The 21213-nt window shown below is 38.7% G+C and carries 19 protein-coding genes; 11 read left to right on the forward strand and 8 right to left on the reverse strand.

The features are described from left to right. Positions 1 to 290 precede the first annotated feature (290 nt). From AC4PL9_RS04245 to AC4PL9_RS04265, 5 genes are read right to left on the reverse strand one after another with little or no spacing between them, the layout of a single operon-like run. On the reverse strand, positions 291 to 1211 hold the full coding sequence (locus AC4PL9_RS04245; protein WP_491603533.1) for a DUF58 domain-containing protein: 921 nt from the start codon (positions 1209 to 1211) through the stop codon (positions 291 to 293). 7 nt (positions 1212 to 1218) lie between these two features. Then, entirely contained in the window at positions 1219 to 1704 is a 486-nt protein-coding gene (locus AC4PL9_RS04250) for a hypothetical protein (protein WP_491603534.1), read from the reverse strand. A gap of 1 nt (position 1705) precedes the next feature. Further along, positions 1706 to 2944: a nucleoside recognition domain-containing protein gene (locus tag AC4PL9_RS04255; protein WP_491603535.1), complete on the reverse strand. Its 1239-nt coding sequence runs from the start codon at positions 2942 to 2944 to the stop codon at positions 1706 to 1708. Positions 2945 to 2948: 4 nt separating this feature from the next. Continuing rightward, positions 2949 to 3521, reverse strand: a complete 573-nt coding sequence (locus tag AC4PL9_RS04260) for a glutamine amidotransferase-related protein (protein WP_491603536.1) — start codon at positions 3519 to 3521, stop codon at positions 2949 to 2951. Further along, positions 3518 to 4135 (reverse strand): L-threonylcarbamoyladenylate synthase, encoded by a 618-nt coding sequence (locus AC4PL9_RS04265; protein WP_491603537.1) that lies wholly within the window; start codon positions 4133 to 4135, stop codon positions 3518 to 3520. The genes AC4PL9_RS04260 and AC4PL9_RS04265 overlap by 4 nt, the downstream gene beginning before the upstream one ends. A gap of 140 nt (positions 4136 to 4275) precedes the next feature. Here AC4PL9_RS04265 and meaB point away from each other — a divergent pair, with 140 nt between their 5' ends. Together meaB and AC4PL9_RS04275 are read left to right on the forward strand one after the other, a co-directional pair. Next, the gene (gene meaB, locus AC4PL9_RS04270) at positions 4276 to 5322 is read left to right on the forward strand and encodes a methylmalonyl Co-A mutase-associated GTPase MeaB (RefSeq protein WP_491603538.1); all 1047 of its coding nucleotides are present in this window, start codon (positions 4276 to 4278) and stop codon (positions 5320 to 5322) included. Continuing rightward, complete coding sequence (locus AC4PL9_RS04275) at positions 5309 to 5530, forward strand: RNA-binding S4 domain-containing protein (RefSeq protein ID WP_491603539.1); 222 nt, start codon at positions 5309 to 5311, stop codon at positions 5528 to 5530. The genes meaB and AC4PL9_RS04275 overlap by 14 nt, the downstream gene beginning before the upstream one ends. Before the next feature lie 23 nt (positions 5531 to 5553). Here AC4PL9_RS04275 and AC4PL9_RS04280 read toward each other — a convergent pair whose 3' ends face one another. Then, positions 5554 to 6075, reverse strand: coding sequence for a DUF7935 family protein (locus AC4PL9_RS04280; protein ID WP_491603540.1), 522 nt, complete (start codon positions 6073 to 6075; stop codon positions 5554 to 5556). A 155-nt stretch (positions 6076 to 6230) separates the two neighbouring features. Between AC4PL9_RS04280 and AC4PL9_RS04285 the strand changes: the two genes are divergently transcribed. From AC4PL9_RS04285 to AC4PL9_RS04320, 8 genes are all read left to right on the forward strand, one after another. Further along, positions 6231 to 7421, forward strand: coding sequence for a pyridoxal phosphate-dependent aminotransferase (locus tag AC4PL9_RS04285; protein ID WP_491603541.1), 1191 nt, complete (start codon positions 6231 to 6233; stop codon positions 7419 to 7421). Further along, positions 7422 to 8408, forward strand: a complete 987-nt coding sequence (locus AC4PL9_RS04290; RefSeq protein WP_491603542.1) for a bifunctional heptose 7-phosphate kinase/heptose 1-phosphate adenyltransferase — start codon at positions 7422 to 7424, stop codon at positions 8406 to 8408. Then, a complete protein-coding gene (locus AC4PL9_RS04295) occupies positions 8405 to 10231 on the forward strand; it encodes a TrkH family potassium uptake protein (protein WP_491603543.1) in 1827 nt (608 codons plus the stop codon). The genes AC4PL9_RS04290 and AC4PL9_RS04295 overlap by 4 nt, the downstream gene beginning before the upstream one ends. 3 nt (positions 10232 to 10234) lie before the next feature. After that, positions 10235 to 10990 carry a bifunctional demethylmenaquinone methyltransferase/2-methoxy-6-polyprenyl-1,4-benzoquinol methylase UbiE gene (gene ubiE / locus AC4PL9_RS04300; protein WP_491603544.1) on the forward strand — a complete coding sequence of 252 codons (756 nt, stop codon included), beginning with the start codon at positions 10235 to 10237 and terminating at the stop codon, positions 10988 to 10990. A 61-nt stretch (positions 10991 to 11051) separates the two neighbouring features. Further along, on the forward strand, positions 11052 to 11762 hold the full coding sequence (porT, locus tag AC4PL9_RS04305; RefSeq protein ID WP_491603545.1) for a type IX secretion/gliding motility protein PorT/SprT: 711 nt from the start codon (positions 11052 to 11054) through the stop codon (positions 11760 to 11762). Then, on the forward strand, positions 11762 to 13327 hold the full coding sequence (locus AC4PL9_RS04310; RefSeq protein WP_491603546.1) for an NAD(P)/FAD-dependent oxidoreductase: 1566 nt from the start codon (positions 11762 to 11764) through the stop codon (positions 13325 to 13327). Before porT ends, AC4PL9_RS04310 begins: the two co-directional genes overlap by 1 nt. Before the next feature lie 257 nt (positions 13328 to 13584). Beyond that, a complete protein-coding gene (locus AC4PL9_RS04315) occupies positions 13585 to 17247 on the forward strand; it encodes a PKD domain-containing protein (protein ID WP_491603547.1) in 3663 nt (1220 codons plus the stop codon). Between the two features lie 132 nt (positions 17248 to 17379). Next, entirely contained in the window at positions 17380 to 17946 is a 567-nt protein-coding gene (locus AC4PL9_RS04320) for a hypothetical protein (protein ID WP_491603548.1), read from the forward strand. On the opposite strand, the gene AC4PL9_RS04325 is transcribed toward AC4PL9_RS04320, so the two are convergent. Next, positions 17943 to 19652 (reverse strand): BamA/TamA family outer membrane protein, encoded by a 1710-nt coding sequence (locus AC4PL9_RS04325; protein WP_491603549.1) that lies wholly within the window; start codon positions 19650 to 19652, stop codon positions 17943 to 17945. The two genes, AC4PL9_RS04320 and AC4PL9_RS04325, sit on opposite strands and share 4 nt — an antisense overlap. A gap of 139 nt (positions 19653 to 19791) precedes the next feature. On the opposite strand from AC4PL9_RS04325, the gene AC4PL9_RS04330 reads away from it, so the two are divergent. Continuing rightward, on the forward strand, positions 19792 to 19935 hold the full coding sequence (locus AC4PL9_RS04330; protein ID WP_343786312.1) for a hypothetical protein: 144 nt from the start codon (positions 19792 to 19794) through the stop codon (positions 19933 to 19935). Positions 19936 to 20120: 185 nt separating this feature from the next. On the opposite strand, the gene AC4PL9_RS04335 is transcribed toward AC4PL9_RS04330, so the two are convergent. Next, positions 20121 to 21158, reverse strand: a complete 1038-nt coding sequence (locus tag AC4PL9_RS04335; RefSeq protein WP_491603550.1) for a T9SS type A sorting domain-containing protein — start codon at positions 21156 to 21158, stop codon at positions 20121 to 20123. Between the last annotated feature and the right edge of the window lie 55 nt (positions 21159 to 21213).

Raw genomic sequence — 21213 nt, forward strand, 5'->3', positions numbered from 1 at the left:
GCCACTTTTAAGAACCCCTGGTCAGTTTTGATCAGGGGTTTTTTTGTTATATATTAACTTTGTTAGGTTTATTGGATAGGGGCGGACTGATGGGGGAATTATTGCTTCCTGAGATACTAATTTAGTGGGGATTTAATTCTTATTCGGAAATAATACTAGATGTCTGTGTACCGAAGAGTTCTGAACTTTAGGATAGGTTTAGGTTTGGCGAACGTCTTAACCTATTGGGAATTAGAAAAGAGCGTCTGTTGCTTGTAGTGAAGTTTCAAGAATGAATAGTGAAATGATTTTTAATACATTCGACTCCTTTTTACCAGATAACGAAATAGTATTTGTTCATATCCGGCATGGATATCTGAAGAGATGAGATCGATAGAATATTGTTTGCAGCGCAATTCGATTTCTTCAAAGTACGCTTTTATTGCTTGAGAATACTTTTCTTTAATTTCGTTAGGTTGAATTTTCATGCGATCACCGGTTTCCATATCAACCACTGTGTAGGGACGGTTATCTAAATTGAACTGTACTTCGTAATTCGAGTCATATACATGAAATAGGATCACTTCATGTCCATTGTGTCGTAAATGTTGTAGGGCTCCGAAAAGTTGATCAATCTTATCTTTTTTCTCTAATAGGTCTGTAAACAGAATAATGAGACTTCTTTTATGACATAATTCGGCAACGTCATGTAGTCTCTCGATATAGTTCGTAGTATGTTTGTTCCCTTCGGAATAGTTTCTGAACAATTTTTCCAGTTCAACGTACAAATAGCGATGATGCGCAACAGAACTACGAGCCGGAGTATGTAGGTTGATTTTATCAGAGATAGTTGTCAATCCGACAGCATCTCTTTGACGTCTTAATAGTTCTATTAAAGAAGCAGCACTATAGATTGAAAATTGAATTTTGTTTACTTCTTCGTTAATGGGAAACCACATAGAAGAGCTTGTATCTAATACAAGTTGGCAGCGTAGATTCGTTTCCTCCTCATATTTTTTTGTAAACAGTTTTTCGGTTCGTGCGAATAATTTCCAGTCGAGATGTTTAGTAGACTCTCCTTTGTTGTAAAGACGATGTTCAGCAAACTCAACAGAAAATCCATGAAAAGGACTTTTATGAAGTCCCGTGATAAATCCTTCTACTACTTGTTTGGCAAGTAACTCCAGGCTACCAAAATGAGCCAGATCATGTTTCTCTATTGTTTTTGCCATTGCTTATTTAGTCTGTTCCAAACTTGTGAATATCATTATGGTTTTCTTCAATATTGTCTTTAAGCTTTTTCATTGCCTGGGTCAATAAGAAAATATCCGGAGTGGAATTTGCCTGTATCCATTGATAACCTTCTTTTTCTCCATCAATGGCCAGTGCCATATTATAGAAAAGAATAAAGTTATGGGTTTTTAACCACTTTCTTGCAGGTTCGTTTCCCTCAGCTGCATTGATCATTGCCATGATATGCGGAAATCCGTTTTCCATCAACCAGTCACGGGCATCCTGTTTTAACTTTAAAGCCCATATTGATACAGCTAGTTCCTCAAAACCATTTTCAGCTAACCAGCTTTGAATATCTTCATTTCCCTCAATCGCTTTTGTCCACGCTAAAATTATTTTAGGTGAATACTCCAGTGGCTTCATGGGAACTTTATGTCGTTTCCCTTTTCGCGTAATTCCGGAGCCTCTTTTTTTTCTAAACCAATTTAACATACTAAAGACATGTAAAGAATATTGAAGTTAATATTATTGCGGCAATTATACCGGTAAAATCAGCAAATAAACCTGCTCCGGCTGCATATCGGGTATTTTTTATCCCGACAGAGCCAAAATAAACGGAAAGAACATAAAAAGTTGTTTCTGTAGACCCTTGAAAAACTGATGCTAAACGACCTGCAAATGAATCCACACCGGAATTAGCATATACATCCATCATCATACCTCTGGCGGCACTTCCACTGAAAGGTTTCATAAAAGCTGTAGGGAGAGCGTCTACAAAGGCAAGACATTTTACTCCCATGAAGACTGCAGCTTCCCTGATTCCGGAAAACAATAATTCCATTGCTCCTGATGCTCTGAAGACAGCTACAGCTACAAGTATTGCTACCAGAAAAGGAATGATTTTAATAGCTACATCGAATCCTCCCTTTGCACCATCAATGAACGTTTCATAGACATTGATTTTCGAGCGAACAGCGAGTAAAATGAAAGTAGTAACAATCCCAAACAACAGCACATTCCCTCCTACGTTACTAATGACTTCAGTATATTCAGGGAAATAAATAACAGTGGCTATTAAGCTTCCAACTACCGCGGTTGTGGTTCCTAAATAGGCGAGGATAACGGGATGGAGAAGATTGATTTTTTGTCGGATGCTTACAAATAATAAGCCGCCCATACTAGAAAAGAATGTTGTTAAAAGTATGGGGAGAAATACATCTGCAGGACTTTCTGAGCCGGCAGCCATACGATAAGCTAAGATACTGACCGGAATAATTGTAAGCCCAGAAGTATTGAGCACCAAAAACATGATTTGTGCATTGGATGCTTTCTCTTTTTCCGGATTCAACTCCTGTAGATGGTTCATTGCTTTTAAGCCCAGAGGAGTTGCAGCATTATCCAATCCCAGCATGTTAGCAGAGAAATTCATCATCATGGCTCCTACTGCCGGATGGTTTTTCGGTATTTCCGGGAAAAGTTTCTCAAAAAGAGGAGAAACAGCTCGTGTGAGGTAATGTAAAGCACCTCCTTTTTCTCCGATTTGCATTACGCCCATCCACAGACATAATGCTCCAGTAAGAAATAAGGAAAGTTCGAAAGCTGTTTTGGAACTGTCAAACATAGCATCAACAATCGACTTGAAAACCTGAGTATCTCCAAAGCCTAAGAGTTTTATAGAGGCTGTAATGAAAGCAACAACAAAAAGACCTATCCAGAGCCGGTTTAATAACATCAATCTATTTTTTATCCTTGTAAAGCGCTACAAGTTTAGTGAAATTGCGTAAAAAAATCATGCCATTTTCACCAGATACTTCAGGATGAAACTGAACTCCGAAAATGGGTTTGTTTTTATGATACATTCCTTCATTTACACAACTGTCTGATGTAGCGCTGTGATCAAAACCGGGGGGAATACTTATAGCCTCACAATGATCTTCCTGCATTATGAATTGCGTATCCAGGTCTTCGAATAATGGGGTATGTCGTAAAACGGCGATCTCCTGTTTCCCCCTATCTTCAAGTTGTCGGGAAATTGAAGCTCCAAAGTGAATACCTATTAGTTGATGACCAAAACAAATTCCGAGTACAGGAAGATTATAGTCGTCCAGCCAATTTGTTTTTTGAAGATAAGGCAATGTATCTACCTCGGATAACAGAATAGGAGCTCCGGAGATAATAACTCCTTCCGCATTTAGAATATCATCTTCGGTGAAATCATGAAACCCGATTGTTTTACAGGGATAATAGTGTTCACAAATCTCCTGAATAAACTTTGTCTTCGAGCTTCCGGCATCCAGTATTACAATCATAATTCTAATTCACCAATTCCCTGACGGATGATTTCTGTATCACCGTTGGTACAATTGACAACTGTAGAAGCATATAATCTTCCGGGGCCTCCATCAATAATCATATCGACTTTCTCGTCATAACGTTGGTAGATCTCGTAAGGATCGGTAAAATACTCCATTAATTCATCTTCTTCATCATGTAAAGAAGTTGTAGCGAGAGGTTCACCTAATACGCGTACAATTTCTCTTGCAATTTCGTTGTCGGGAATACGAATTCCAACCTCTTTTTTGTTACTGTCAAACAATTTAGGTACGGAAGAATTTGCTTCCAGAATAAAAGTAAAGGGTCCGGGAAGAGAACGATTCAGTAATTTGAAAACAGAACGATCGAATTGTTTTACATAATCTGATAAAAGGCTTAAATCATTAAATACCAAAGAGAAATTAGCCTTGCTCAATTTTGTGTTTTTGAGCTTTGCCAGTTTTTCCAGCCCTTTTTTACTTTTCAGACTACAAGCAATAGCGTATACCGTATCTGTAGGGTAAATAATGATACCATCTTCTTGTAAAAGCTTAACCGCTTGTTGAATCAAGCGGCTGTCCATGTTATTCGGATTTATTTCTATCAGCATATTTCAGTCATTTTGCACTAAATATAATGAGAAATCTTAACAAATTGAAATGATATAGTGGGTAAAAACGGACAGGATTAATCAGTCGTTACAGATGTTTTTCCGGCTTTAATTGTATTTTTGTTCAAAACCGGTTTGATTTGGATGATCAGAGAAAAAAAGAGTGGCTGGAACAACGAAGGAAACACCTGAGTCGTAATCCTGATGAATTAGCAAAGGGAATAATAAACGGTGATAAGGTGGCTTTGAGCAGAGGATTAACGCTTGTTGAAAGCACACGTCGTGATGATCATGAGCAGGCTCTGGAGATGTTGGATATAATCAGATCAAGCCCGGGGAAGTCTGTACGGATTGGAATAACGGGAGTGCCGGGAGTAGGAAAAAGTACATTCATAGAAGCTTTTGGTCAGGAACTGGTTGAAAAAGGAAAAAAGGTAGCTGTTCTGGCTATTGATCCAAGTAGTGAGCGGAGTGGTGGTAGTATTCTGGGCGATAAAACACGAATGAATAATCTGGCATTGATGCCGGAAGTGTTTATTCGTCCGACAGCATCTGGTGGTTCATTAGGGGGCGTTGCCAAACGTACAAGAGAAAGTATCCTATTATGCGAAGCGGCTGGTTATGATGTTATCATCATAGAAACGGTAGGTGTTGGCCAGTCAGAAACCATGGTGAAAGAAATGGTAGACTTCTTTTTGCTTCTGATGTTGGCAGGGGCAGGAGATGAACTTCAGGGAATTAAACGAGGAATCATGGAAATGGCTGATGCTCTTGTCATAACAAAAGCTGATGGAGAAAATGAGGTGAATGCTCGAAGAGCCCGAAATGAGTATAAGAATGCGATGCACTTGTTTCCTCCCAATCAAAATGGTTGGATACCTAAAGCAATGACATGTAGTTCCTATACGAATACAGGAATTTCCGAGATATGGGAGGCTATTGAATCATTTGTTAATCAGATGACTATTTCAGGATACCTTGAAAAGAACCGGTTGGATCAGGAAGTGTTTTGGTTTAGAGAAACACTGAAAGAAATGCTGATAGATAATTTTCACCAAACGGAAGGTGTTTCACATCGAGTTTCGCAGATAGAAAAAAGTCTGCACAGCGGAAAAGGAAATGCTTTCGCTGATGCAAAAGCCGTTATGAACTTTTATATAGGACAACTGAAAGATGCAAAAAATTGAATTTAGTCTTCGAGGAGAAGCATTTATCGAATTAAATAAATTACTTAAGATTCTTCAAATTGCCCAAACGGGTGGGCATGCCAAATTACTGATCCAGGATGGAATTATTTCGTTGAATAGTGAAACAGAATCCCGCATCCGGGCAAAACTTCGCGTTGGAGATGTAATTCATGTCGAAGACGAAGTCGAAATCCTGATCGTAGAATAATAGAGATAATTTTATCCTATATACTAGAAGAGTTGTTGTAATTCTTCTTTCAGATAGTGTGCAGCGACTTCTGTCGGAAGTGGTGTGATTTCAGAAGAAATTTCAAATATTTTTTGAGCCAGATCAGTTGCGGTTGCACTGTCTCCCATCTGATTTCCTGCCATATTAATGATTTTAATGATCTCTTCTTTGCTGTTTTTTACTACATCCCATGCTTTGGGTGAAATAAAAATTTGCTGTGCAACATTGTGTTCAAACTCTTCCCGAATTGTTTTAAGTAATTCTCCCTGAAGTTGTCGTGCGGGCATCCCGGGATTGTGGATACGCATAACAAGTGAGTTTGGCGAAATTCGTTCCGTTAGTAACACCAACCGTTGGTAGGCATCAATACGCCCCGGAAGAATATGTTTTTGTCTTTCTTTACGGAGCTCAAGAGCTATTGAATGTTGCTCTTTTTCGGTTAATTTTTTCATGAAAAAATAAGCTGTTCCGAAAACAATTCCGGCAGGAACAATAATCAACACAGTATAAAATAGGTATTCCATAGTTTTCGCATTTTGAATCACAAAAATAACTTTTCAAATGTATTAATACACATTTCGTAAAAAGTAACAGAATTAGCACCTTTCATTTTCCGGGTAAAATCGGGAAACGATTCAACAATATTCGTAGTTTTGTCCCAATAAATAGTTTCACAAATATGGACGTATTATCAGATCGCCTAAGAGCAATGGAAGAATCGGCAACATTGGCCATGTCCAGACTAAGCCGGGAATTGAAAGCACAAGGTAAAAATGTCATCTCCCTTTCGTTAGGGGAACCAGACTTCAATACGCCTGATTTTATCAAAGAGTCTGCAAAACAAGCGATAGATGATAACTTTTCAAAGTATACACCAGTAGCGGGATACCTTGATCTACGCGAAAGTATTTGTCGGAAACTTAAGAGAGATAACAATCTTACATATGAACCTTCACAGATTGTTACTTCGACAGGAGCAAAACAAAGTATTGCAAATGTTGTAATGAGTCTGGTAAACAAAGGAGATGAAGTGATTATTCCCGCTCCTTATTGGGTCTCTTATGTAGAGATTGTAAAAATGGCCGAAGGAGTTCCGGTAATTGTTGAGGCAGGAATTGAAAATGATTTTAAGGTCACTCCGGAACAATTAGGTGCTGCCATTACAGATAATACAAAGTTGATGATTTTCTCTTCTCCTTGTAACCCCACAGGATCAGTTTATTCTTTCGATGAATTAAAAGGAATGGCACAGGTGATTGAAGATACTGGTATCTTTGTGATCTCAGATGAAATTTATGAACACATTAATTTTAGTGGAGGACATACTAGTCTGGCTACATTTTCTTCAATAAAAGATCAGGTTATAACCGTAAATGGTGTGTCAAAAGCCTGGGCAATGACAGGTTGGCGTCTTGGCTATATTGCTGCCTCCAAGGAAATAGCGGCAGCTTGTGAAAAAATTCAGGGGCAGTTTACTAGTGGGACCTGCTCTATTACCCAACGCGCTACAATTACTGCAATGGAAGCAGATCCTGTTGTTTTGAAAGACATGGTTGCTGCATTTAAATCACGGAGAGATCTTGTTTTGGGATTACTGAATGAGATAGAAGGAGTGAAAACAAACATTCCGGAAGGAGCGTTTTATTTATTCCCTGATGTATCCTCTTTCTTCGGGAAGCGATTTAACGATACGGCTATCAATTCAGCTACGGATCTTGCTATGTATCTTTTACAGGAAGGTCTCGTTGCCATTGTGACAGGAGAAGCCTTTGGTAATCCGAATTGTATTAGAATTTCTTATGCGGCGGCTGAAGAAGAATTGATCGAAGCAATGAAACGAATGAAACAAGCCCTGGAAAAACTAAGTTAGATGAACAGCAGAACGATAGTAGAGTCTTTCAAAGGAAAGCGAATTCTGGTTATTGGAGATGTTATGATTGATGCCTATCTTCAGGGAAAGGTGAGTCGTGTTTCTCCGGAGGCCCCGGTTCCTATCGTTAGCTTTGGTAAACACGAAGAACGTTTGGGGGGAGCTGCTAATGTGGCGCTTAATATTGCAGCTCTTGGAGCCGTTCCGATATTAACGTCTGTAATTGGAGAAGATAGGGAAGGAGAACGTTTACTGGAATTGATGCATTTTCAGGAAATGTCAGTGGCAGGAATTGTCCGGTCAACGAATCGTATCACAACGGTAAAAACAAGAGTGATTGGAAATAATCAGCATTTGTTGCGAATTGATCAAGAACAAACCAATCCGGTTAATTCAGATGAAGAAACTGAGCTTATCGGAAGAGTGAAAGCGATCTGTGAATCGGGAATTGATGCCATTATTTTCGAGGACTATAATAAAGGAATTCTTACTGAACGGGTAATTCGAGAAGTGATTGCACTGGCAGCATTATTGTCAATTCCCACGACAGTTGATCCTAAGAAAGATAATTTTTTTGCTTATCAGGGCGTAACACTTTTCAAACCCAATCTCAAAGAGTTGAAAGAGGGACTCAATATTGATTTCCAGTTTCGACCCGGTCAGGAGTTTGAAGACGCGGTGAACAAACTTGAAAAACGACTGAACAACACGATTACGTTTGTAACGCTTTCCGAACATGGTGTTTTTATCAAAAATAAAGAGAAAAAGCATTATATACAGGCACATCTCAGAAACATAGCGGATGTTTCCGGAGCGGGCGATACAGTTATCAGTGTGGCAACATTGTGTTACACAGTTGGGGTTCCGGTTGAATTAATTGCTTCTTTCGCGAATCTTGCGGGAGGACTGGTTTGCGAAAAAGTGGGGGTAGTTTCTATCGATAAGGAAGAGCTTATTCGTGAAGCCGACAAATTAATTAAGGTATGATACGAAATCTCAGGGAGCGAGTTAATTTAGCTTTGTACGATTCAAAAGATCGTGTCCTGAGACTATTTCGATTTTTGCATGTTTTTGTTTCACTTGGAGCAATAGGTGTTTTGATTTATTATTATGGGTTTCCGCATTCACCGGAAGAAGCCATTGCTTTAATTGACTGGATACAATATGCTTTTGTTTTTTACATTATCCGTTTCCTCGTTAGGGTAGTATACGATTACAATCCCAAACAACTCATACGGGATAATCTTTTCGAATTTATTGTTTTAATGATCCTTATTGTAGAAGGTGTATTCTACAATATAACCGGGGATCTTATTATTACAGAGGTGCTTTCCTGGCTGGGATTAAGGAGAATGGCAACCAATGCTCAGCTCTTTATCCAGTTCTTTTTTCTCGTGTATGTTATTACAACGATTATTAAGAACAGGTCTTTTAAGCCCTGGTTGAAAGTCCATCCGGGGTTACTTTTCACAATTTCAATTGCGTCGATAATTCTCATTGGGACCAGTTTATTGATGCTTCCTGAAATGACCATTGTAAGCCATGACATGAGTTTTATTGATGCTCTTTTTACAGCGACATCGGCTACATCTGTTTCCGGATTAACAACCGTTGATCTGGCAACTCAATTTACCTTCAAAGGGCAGGTAGTTGTCTTGTTTTTGATCAAGTTGGGAGGGCTTAACACCATTGCTTTTGGAGCATTATACCTGTTAATAGCAAAGTTTGGTGTGGGATTGAAACATCACGAAATTCTGGAAGATTTTGTAAACAAGGATTCTTTACTGAATACAGGAACCATGTTCGGTAAAATATTCGTCTGGAGTTTAGGTATTGAAATTGCAGGAACATTTTTACTCTTTATGTTGGTAGAACCGGTGGGTGTATATGGTGATACAGAAGTTCGTTTGTTTCATTCTGTTTTTCATTCCATCTCTGCGTTTAATAATGCCGGATTATCAATACTTCCCGGTGGAATGATGAATGGAGCAGTCATAGGCAATTCACTGTATCATATTGTTGTTTTGGTTCTGTTCTTTCTGGGAGGGTTTGGAATGATCTACTTGTTTGATCTTTTCGAACCGCGAAAACTTCGTGAAAGAATGAAAACTCCGTGGAAAACAATTGAGTTTGGAACAAAAATTTCCCTGTATTACACATTAGCCCTGCTTCTGATTGGAGCCATCGTTTTTTTCTTCGCAGAATACAATAATACATTGGCAGATAAAAAGGGATTTGGGAAAGTGGTTACCTCCTTTTTTGAGTCAATGACAACCAGAAATGCAGGTTTTAATATTGTAGATACTTCTGAGCTGGCATTACCAACGATGATCTTTTTTCTGTTTCTGATGTTCGTAGGTGCTTCTTCAGGATCTGCGGGTGGGGGTATCCGTACATCGACATTTGCGGTGTTGCTGGCATCTGTAGTCTCTACAATACGTGGTAAATCACACACAGAATTATTCAGAAGAACCATTTCCAGTGAGTTGGTTATGAAATCATACTCCATATTGATGTTCTTTATTTTGGGAAACCTTATAGGTCCGTTTATTCTGTCTATAACGGAGTTAGAATCATTGCAGATGGGCAGGTTTACCTTTATGGATATTGTGTTTGAGCATGTTTCGGCAGCATCAACAGTAGGGTTAAGTACGGGGATTACACAGGACCTTACTCCTGCTGGAAAAATAGTGATTATTGTAGCGATGTTCATTGGACGTGTAGGAACATTAACGCTCGCATTTTTATTAGGAAAAGAAGTTATTAGTAAGCATTATAAATATCCATCTGGTCATACGATGGTAGGTTAAGTTATGAGCGAAGAGATAAAAGGACAAGAGAAAAAAGTTGTTAAGCCCTATGGTGCTGAAGACAAATCAAAGAAAGAGGAAGTTGCTGAGATGTTTAATAATATTTCAGCTAAATATGACTTTCTGAATCATTTTTTGTCAATGGGGATAGACAAATTGTGGCGAAAGAAGGCAGTGAAATTACTTCGTAAAGGGAACCCGAAAAGGATTCTGGATATAGCGACAGGTACGGGGGATTTTGCTCTGGAGGCACTAAAGTTAAATCCTGAGAAAATTGTCGGACTGGATATCAGCCGGGGAATGCTGGAGAAGGGGCGTGAAAAAATGAAAAAACGCAAAGTCGATCATATTATCTCTATGACCTTGGGAGATTCCGAATCGCTTCCTTTTGAAGAGGGAGAGTTTGATGCAATAACAGTTGGTTTTGGCGTACGAAATTTTGAGAACCTTGAAAAAGGATTGGGAGAAATGCTACGCGTATTGAGTAAAGGAGGAACAGCTGCAATACTAGAGTTTTCGAAGCCCAAAAAATTTCCCGTGAAACAGGCTTTCGGTTTCTATTCCCGTTACATGATCCCGTTTATCGGAAAAATGATTTCTAAAGATAAATCGGCGTATACGTATCTTCCTGAGTCGGTGGAAGCTTTTCCGGAAGGACAAGAATTTGTTGATATTCTGACAAAAGTAGGGTACAAAAATATTCGCACCTATCTTGTTTCAGGTGGAATTGCAACGATTTACCTGGGAGAAAAAGTATAAGAGTCTTATCTTTATTGCAGAAGAAAGTTCAATAATTGAACAAAATTAACGTTAGTCACTTGTGAAGAGAACACTGGTTACAATACTATTGATCCTTGTTTACCTGACGGGAATCGGGCAGACTTTAAAAACACCGAACTATCGAAAATTTGATAGGAGATGGTTTCATTTTGGATTTATGTTAGGGTTGAATACAGCTGATCTGTATGTTATCCCTACAACCAATACAGCACTGACTCCGGGGTTGGTAAATTTTACAACAAAAAGTTACCCCGGTTTTAATCTGGGGATAATTTCAAGTTTCAAATTAGGACACCCTACGGTCAGTTTACGGATCATTCCTTCCTTGTCATTTATCGAGCGTGAAGTAAATTATCATTTCATTGATGACAATGGAGAAGATGAAATGATTCAACGAAAGATAGAATCGACGAATCTCGATTTCCCTCTACTGATTAAATACAGGACGTTGCGCTATAATAATTTTGCAGCTTATTTTGTGGGGGGAGTTCAGTATACGATAGATCTTCAGTCAAAACAGGATGTTGCTCAAATCTTTTCGAATCCGTACCTTAAACTGAAAAAGCATGACTTTCAGGGACAGATCGGAGTTGGGGTGGATTTCTTTTTGCCGTATTTTAAGTTTGGTTTTGAAGTCAAAATGTCTCACAGTATTGTCAATTCTTTATATCAGGATAATACCCGGTTGTCAAAGCCATTTGATAAAGTCTATAATCGGGTAGTTTGGTTCTCTTTAACCTTTGAAGGATAATGATTCATGAAATTCAGGTCAATGTATTACCCGATGTCGTTGTAGATGAGGTAAAACTTAAAAAAATTGCAGCCAAAGAAGTTGGTATACCTGTAGAAGAAATTAATGAAATACGTATTGTAAAGCGCTCTATTGATGCCAGACGATCGCCGGTTAAGTTTCAATTAAGACTTGCTGTTGTATCCGGTGATGAGCCCCAAAGTGTTCTTCCCGTTTTTCATGGAACCAATGTTTCGGATGCGCCGGAAGTAGGTATAGTAGGAGCTGGGTCAGCAGGTCTGTTCGCTGCGCTTCAGGCAATCGAATCAGGTTTAAAACCAGTTGTTTTTGAGCGGGGGAAAGATGTTAAATCCCGGAGAAGAGACCTGGCAAAAATAAACAAAGAGCATGTTGTTAATCCTGAATCGAATTACTGTTTTGGTGAAGGAGGTGCAGGAACGTATTCGGATGGTAAGTTATATACGCGATCTAAAAAAAGGGGAAGTGTAAAAAAAGTATTAGAATGGTTAGTCGCTTTTGGTGCTGATCCTGATATTCTGGTAGATGCACATCCGCATATTGGTACGAATCGACTTCCTAAAATTATAGAGGCAATCCGACAAGAGATCCTGACATGCGGGGGAGAAATCCATTTTGACGCTAAAGTAGTGGATTTGTTAGTGGAAAGTGAAGAAATCAAAGGAGTGGAATATACTCATGAAGGGAAGAGTACCCGACGATTATTTTCTAATGTTATTTTAGCAACAGGACATTCTGCCAGAGATATTTTTTATTTATTACATAAAAAGGGAATAGAGATAAAAGCCAAGCCTTTTGCCATTGGCGTTCGAATTGAACACAGTCAGGAATTAATTGACTCTATCCAGTACCATGGAGAAACAGAGAATGAATTCCTTCCTCCGGCTAGTTATTCTTTAGTTGAACAGGTGGATGGAATGGGAGTATACTCCTTTTGTATGTGTCCCGGGGGGATAGTTGCTCCTTGTGCTACAGAACCGGGAGAGGTGGTTACGAATGGTTGGTCACCTTCGAAGCGTAATAATCCCTATTCCAATTCAGGGATTGTTGTTCAGGTTGCACCTGAAGACTTACCTGGAGATATAAATGATCCGTTTATCTGTCTGGATTTTCAACGGGAAGTAGAAAGACGTTGTTGGGAGGCAGCGGGAAAATCACAAAAAGTACCGGCACAAAGGATGATTGATTTTGTAGAAAACCGGGTCTCTGAAGATTTGCCGAAAACATCATATATTCCGGGACTGGAAAGCGTAAATTTAAATAAGATTCTTCCTGATATTCTTTCCTCACGCTTGCGAAAGGCTTTCTTAGCGTTTGGAAAAAAAATGAAAGGATACTATACCAACGAGGCAGTCCTTCATGCCCCTGAGTCAAGAACCTCTTCTCCGGTGCAGATTCCTCGTGACCGGAATACAATGGAACATATTCGTATAAAAGGATTGTATCCCTGTGCGGAAGGAGCCGGATATGCTGGGGGAATAGTATCCGCCGCAGTAGACGGAATTAATTGCATCGAAAAAATTGCAGCTAAAATTATAGTGTCCTGATTCTGGGAGATGTGTCATTTTTCTATTACATATAACGGCTAGATTGTTCCTTTTTTCGAAAAACCGGAGTGGAATGAAAAAAATATTTGACCAGGAAATAACTACCACGGTGGCTAATGACGTAGGTTCTGGCGTATAGCAATGCAAGTTATGGATTAATTTAATGTAACAAAAACATCTTTTTTTGTTTAATTTTGGCAACTATTCTAGGTAAGAATACGTTTATACTACGTATTTTGAATTAACATTAGGCAATCATGTTACATTTTTGTAAAAAGACAAACGCGTTTATTATAACTTCACTGATATTGTTCTTCAGTGGGAACTCAACAAGTTTTGCGCAAACAGAAATAACTGTTGGCGCAGCAGCAAACAATCAGACATTTAATACATGTGATGGATTTATCATTGACTCAGGGGGACAGGGAGGTCCGGGATATTCAAATAATGAAGATGTAACGTTCACTATTTGTCCGCCATCAGCAGGGGATGATATCTATGTACAATTTACCTTATTTAGTCTTGACCCTTTTGGTAGTTCAAATGACGTAATGATGGTTTATGACGGAGATAACACATCGGCTCCATTAGTAGGGACTTATACAGGTTTTGAGTTGGAAGGAATCGTTAATGAGGCTTCTGCCGGAAATACTTCAGGGTGTTTGACTTTCCGGTTTATTTCTGACGGTTCAGGAACGGGACGATTTGCCGGTAATGTTTCATGTGATCCTCCATGTACACCTCCTTATGCACTGGCTACAGTAGTTGGTGAAACGTTGGATAGTGTTGCTGTATGTATTGGCGAACCACTTACTTTTCAGGACAATGGATCGTATTCTCCATCAGGATTTAATATTGTTAGCTACGAATGGGATTTCCGCGACGGAACTGCTGCAACGGGTCCATCTGTTTCACACGCTTTCTCCGAACCTGGAATGTATAGGGTGAAGTTAACGGTTACAGATGAAAATGGTTGTGAGAGTTTAAACTCATCATCTCTTCGTATTTACGTTGCACCTATTCCATCATTTCAAAATTTCCCTTCATCCGCTGAACTTTGTATCGGAGAATCTATTACGCTTTCTGCAGCTCCGGAAACGTATGATGTTACCTGGACAGGGTTTCCGAATTCAACTGATATAGAAGACGGTTGTGTAGACGATCTTCAGGTTGGTGTTATACAGTCTAATTCTCTTGAATTAGGGGGATTTGTGGCAGGAGCTACATTGGATAACATTAGTGATCTTGAAAGTATTTGTATCAATTTGGAGCATTCTTTTATGGGAGACTTTGTTCTTCAGGTTCGCTGTGAAACCGGACAGACAGTAACGTTGCATCAGCAAGGTGGTGGTGGTGCTTATCTTGGAGAACCCCTTGATGATGGGACTCCTGTTGATTGTAGTGATCCTGCTACTCAGGGAATTGGGTATACCTATTGTTTTACCCCCTCAGCAACCCAGACATGGGTAGATGCAGCATCAGGAGGAAATTCTCTTCCAGCAGGAGATTACGCATCCATTCAACCTTTAACAGGATTATTAGGTTGTCCTTTAAATGGTACATGGACAGTTTTGTTTACGGATAATTGGTCCGCGGACGATGGAACGTTATTTAGTTTTTCTGTCAATGTTAATCCAAGTCTCTATGAAGATATTGATGAGTTTACTATTGAAGTAAATGACGGACCAACAGATTCTTATTGGAATACACCTGCAACGGACGCTGTTATTTCTAATAACAACAATGATATCACAATAACCCCAACAAATCCAGGTACCTATCCATATACGTATACGGTCATTGATAATTTTGAGTGTCAGAACGACTCTACAGTTTTCATAACGGTTAATGATAACCCACAGGCAGATGCAGGGCTTGACTTTGATCAGTGTGGTGTTAACGGAGTGGCACAAGTTCAGCTGGATGGATCTGTAACTGGTTTCCAGAATTGTAACTTTACGCTTGAGTTGATAGATTCTTTTGGAGATGGATGGAATGGTAATACGATTACTGTAGGAGTAGGAGGAACATCGACTAACTACACTATTCCAAGTGGAGGGGATCAAAACACGGTACAAATACCTGTGAATATCGGAGATGAAATTACTGTTCAGTTTAATGCATCTGGGTCGTGGACGTCCGAGTGTTCGTATGAATTATATGATTGTGACGGAAACTTGGTTTTCCAATCTGGACAAGGAGGTACTACACCAACTACCCAACTACAAACATTTAGTAATGGTAACCTGATCTTCTCTTGGGCAGATCCAACAAACATGGATGATCCTTCTGTGTTGAATCCGAATGTAACAGTAACAGGAACAGAAACATTTACTTTAAGTGTATATCCGGAAGGACATCCGCTATGTGTTACAACAGACGAAGTGACAGTAACAATCATTGAGCCGGGTGATCCGGGAGATGATTCATCTATAGATGTTTGTGCAGATGGTGCTCCAGTTGATTTATTCCCATTACTGGGACCGGATGCGGAGACAGGTGGAACATGGAAAGATCCTTCTGGAAATGTTGTTCAGATGCCTTACGATCCGACAACAATGCAGGAGGGAACATATACTTATGAAATTGGTTTGGTAAACTGTTTGTCTTCCGCATCGGTAGAAGTAACCATTATACCTGTATCAATTGATAACATGATCATTACTGATGTAGACTGTAACTCTGCAAATAACGGATCGGTGGAGATAATAGCAACCAATGGTGTTAATTACAGTATAGATGGAGGAGCGACATTCTCGCCTAATAACATCTTTACGGATCTTGTTCCCGGAAACTATCAGGTAGTGGTTGAAAATGTACTGGGATGTATTGCTACAGATGCTTTCGATATTGTTGAGCCGAATCCGATTCAGATTACATCTCTTACACCGGATTTAGTAGAGTGTCGTGAGAATAGTGTAACGCTTGAGGTGCAGGCAACTGGTGGAAATGGAGTGTACAATTATGAATGGATGCTTGATGGTGCTGTTGTCAGTACACATAGAACATTTACAATTAACCCTGAGAAGGCATACAATGAATATTGTGTGACAGTATCAGAAAATTGTGGTTCTCCAGTTGCACAGGGTTGTGTGATCGTTGAATGGCCGACAGATATATTTCCTGTTTTGGTTCCTGATATAAATGAAGGATGTTATCCTGTAGAAGTTAATTTCATAAATACGACTAACTCTTCAGTAGTGAACAATGTATTTGTGAGATTTGGTGATGGATATAGCGCAAACGCATCAGGGTTAAACTCACTATATCATGTGTATGAAACTCCTGGTGTATATGATGTTGAAGCAACAATTACAACAAATGCAGGTTGTGTTTACGACACCGTATTTACGGATATGATTTATGTGTATGATTATCCTCGTGCCAATTTCTCCTGGATGCCATTCAAAGTGCCAATGTTTGATCCTGTTGTTGAAATGACAAACCTTTCTTCCGGAGACGCGGTACAATGGGATTGGACATTCTATGATGCAGATCCGGCAAACTCAACTGAAATTGAGCCAACGATAGAATACGAAGAAGGAATTGTAGATGATTACCTTGTTACTTTGATTGTTACTAATGAATACGGATGTACGGATTCAATAGCGAAGGAGATTTCAGTAGTTAGTGATGTATTGCTCTTTGCTCCGAACACGTTTACTCCTGATGGAGATAAATTCAATGAGAAGTGGAAAGTGGTAATGGACGGAATTGATGTATACAACTTCGAACTACTTGTTTTCAACAGATGGGGAGAAATTGTTTGGGAATCTCATAATGCTGATGCGGAATGGGATGGTAACTATGCAAATGGAGAACCTGCTCCGGAAGGAGTCTACATCTGGACAATAACTGCAACAGATGGTTTCTCTGATAAAAAGTACCAGTTTAACGGACATGTTACTATTCTCAGGTAAAATATAAAACTGAAAGTTGGAAAACGTCCTGATTTGCTCAGGACGTTTTTTTATCTCTCTATTAGTATAAAACTTCACTACTAGCACAGATAAATCTGAGATACCAATAAAAATAAATAGTAGTTTTGGAGTATGAAATGGATCGGAGAACGAATATCCTATGTGGATCGGAAAGATGGCATTACAACATTTGTTATTTACCCGGAGAAAGTAACCTGGAAGAATAATCTTTTATCGGCTTGGTTAACGGTTTGGGTATTGATTGGAGGATATGTGATCTATAGTTTATTTAAGGATTATACGAGGGAAGAGAAATTGGTACTGATTGTATTTCTATCTTTTTGGTTGTATTTTCTTGTACGGGTTGGACGCGCTACATTATGGCAATTAAAAGGAAAAGAGTTAATACGGATTAATGATCAGGTGTTGATGATTAAACGATCCATCTTCTCGTATGGTAAGGCTCATTCCTATTTTCTGGAGAACATAACTAAAGTTAAAATAGAAGAGGTCAAAGAATCCAATTTAGGTTTTCAGTTTGAAAGATCTATTTGGGTAGTTGGTGGAGAGAATCTTTCTTTTGAGTACCAGGGGAAAACAGTACGGTTGGGGAGAAAACTTAATGAAACAGATGCAAAATTATTTTTTAGAGTACTTACCAATAGAATAGAGCAAAGAGTAAGGAAAAAAAAGAACTAGAAGAAAGCTACATAACCAAAATGAATTTTTCCATCCCGTAATTGTATGGGATTCCCGAACTGGCTTCCCAGTGCGTAAGAAATTGAGAACGTCCCTACTTTTGTTCCGAAAGCAAGCCCGACACCAAATCCATAGGGAGTATCCTTATAATAATCTCTGCTGGTATTTTCATAGATGGATTGATCAAAGAATGCGAATAGATGTGAGTTTTTATCTAATAGGAAGCGATATTCTAATGTGAAACGAGAGAAGGTAGTGGCAAATAGAGATTCTTCATCAAACCCGCGCTGTGTATTCAGACCACCGAATCGGATTTGTTCATTCACATAAATGGTATCGGCAATATAAAAGCGAGATAGGTTGGCTAGTCGGATGGTGTGCCGTTTACCAAGTGGAATGAAATATTCAATAGCGAGATCGAATTTATAAGTTGTCGAGTTGGTTTGCCTTACGATATCTGTACTGTCAATAGGAAAAGCTTTTCGCATTCCAAAACTAATATTTGATTCCAGATTAAGCCCGCGGGTCGGATTAGGTAGGTAGTCTACTTTCTTACGAATAATTCCTATTCCATAAAAGTTTGTCCTGACCGTTTCACTTGTACTGAAATTTGGGTTGTTATCTGCTCCGCTGAGTACATTTGATCCTTCATAGCGATAAAATCCACGGATAAAACTTCCTTTTCCGATATAATATCTGATTCCTGCCTGAGCCTGTATTTCGAGAAAACTAGAGTCTCTTTTATAAAGATGAAAATTTCCTTCAATTCCAAAATTGGTTTTAAATAGAAAAGGATAATTAATTCCGATGTCCAATTGCTGTGTTCCGGCTTGCAGACTTTTCCATGATAAATCCATTTGTTCCCCGGATTTCAAAAGGTTCATGAGTCGTAACTGAATATCTCCGGTAAAAGTTACTTTTCCGGCTTCATTAGGCTGTATACCCAGAATCCCATTTGCAGAGCTTGAAGGAGAATTTTTTAAGTAGAGATAGAGTTCAGCTCCTTCACTGCTAAAAGCAATTTGAGGAGCCTGCTCATTGTTAAGATAGACAAGCTGATCAATTTTAGAAGCAATTTGACGGAATAACTTCTCTGAGTACAAGTCTCCTTCACGGATTCCAAGATAAGTTTGAATGAAAGATTTTCTGATTTTAGGGTCGCCTTTTAGGTGTATTGTATGCCATTTAACTTCAGGACCGGTCTCAATTTTTAGTTGAGCAGATGGAGAGTGAGTGTCCAGCTGTATATCGGTAAAATAAACTTTCGCAAAAGGGTAGCCGTTATTTTCGAAAAACTGTAACAATTTCAACTGGATCTCTGCAATTTCAACGGAAGAAAGTTCTACCTGCGCCAAAAGTCGCTCACTGATTCCGGGAACCCTTTTTATGAATTGCTTTTGTTCTGAAAGAATACGTATCGTTAGTTTTTCGAATGTAGGACCTTTGTACAGGTAATAAATTAATTTTTGGTTAATTATATCCCGTTTGACTTGATCTATTCCGGCCAGAGGATGATTTTTTTTTCGGATCGAAAAGAGCTTTTTGGTAACATAATCCCTGACACTGGAAGTGTCTTTCGTTGTATAGCTTTTAAGTACTTCTTCAGTACTGTTTGCGTCTGTTGCTATAAGTGTAACATTCCACTTTTTTTGACTTATAACAGTAAAGTGGATGAATAAAAAAGCTATGTAAGCGATGATTTTCACAATAGTAAAATAACGTGTTAAATATAGATTTATTCACGATTGTAATCAATTGATTGTGGAAAACATTTCTTGGCGGTTTTTGTTTTTGTTGTATATTTGTTGACAACAAGCAACCAAATTAAAAATTAAATTGAGGAATATGAAGAAGTTTTTGGCCTTGGCTTTCTTAGGGATTTTTGTGGCGACTTTAGTTTCATCTTGTGGAACAAAAGGGGCGAAATGTGATGCATACGGTAGTAGTATTAACTCTATTGAGCAAAGTGGAGATTTAGCCTCTAAGTAGGAACATTTTTCCCAATCAAAATCAAGGTCGACCTGCTACGTTGACCTTTTTTTGTTTGTGCCAACCATCATTTAGCATAAGTAACCCTATATGGGAACTTTCTAAAGCGAAGATAAAAGGAACGATATGAGAATAAAAAAACGGGAGTGTGTTACACACTCCCGTTTTTTTAAGGGTTTTATGTATTAATTTCTTACAATTAATTTCATTGTCTTACTATCTCCGTTAGCAGAAGCTTTTACAAAATAAACTCCGTTTGCTTCAGTGGTTAGGTTAACCACAGTCTCTGTAGAGACAGGAAGAATTGTTTTTACAATATTTCCAACTGCATCAACGATCTGAATTCTTGCGTCTTCTGTCGAAGGAAGAGAAACTGTGAAGTTTCCGTTTGAAGGATTCGGGAAAACATTGAAAGTTGTTTCTGCAATTTTAGTGTCCTGAATTCCAACTGTAGTAGATGGGTTTACCGAACTTAACACAACTCCGAATGATACATTATATACCGCACTGATAACATCGAATCGAGAATGACTAAATAAAGGGAATGTAGATGTTCCTGACTTGTAATAGTCATATTGTTCACGTGCAATGGTAACCGGCATTGGTACACCAACTGTAATACTTGTATAAATAGTATCTATTGTTTTTATTCGGATCACATCAGTATGTGATGTACTGTTTGCTAATAGCAGGGTTCCTGTTCCATCTGCTTCCACCCATGTCTCCCCTGAAGCAGGAGATGGATTTCCCATCACTTCTAAAGTACCTTCAAAAGCATCATTTAAAGAAGAACCTAAAGCCATCGGGTAGTTCATCAAATGTTGATTGTTTGTATTGAATTCAATAATAGCTTCTCCTACACCATCAATATTCAATACAAAACCTTGTCCTTGTTTTTCCGAAGCATTAGCTGTATAAAACATCTCCATGTATCCGGGAATAATCATATTAAATGTAGAAGAAGGAAAGCTGGAAGCATGTTGACTTGTAGAAGCATCCAATACATCAATTACTTTATCATTACTGGTATAGCCTCCTAATTGGGAATAGTCCCAGGTTTGAGCACTTCCTGTGCTGGCTGAATAGTTTACAGCGTTTGAATCAACAACAAACATCTGTGTTGCACCTCCTATGGTAGCTTCGTCTGAAAATGACCAGGTCTGTGCCTGAGTCACTCCAGTTAATGCTACAAGTGTTGAAAGTAATAGTACACGTTTTTTCATAGTCTAATTTTTTGTCTTAAAGTTAAAAACTTATTTTTACCTAGCTTGTTTTATT

This window comes from Wandonia sp. (genome assembly GCF_984588085.1).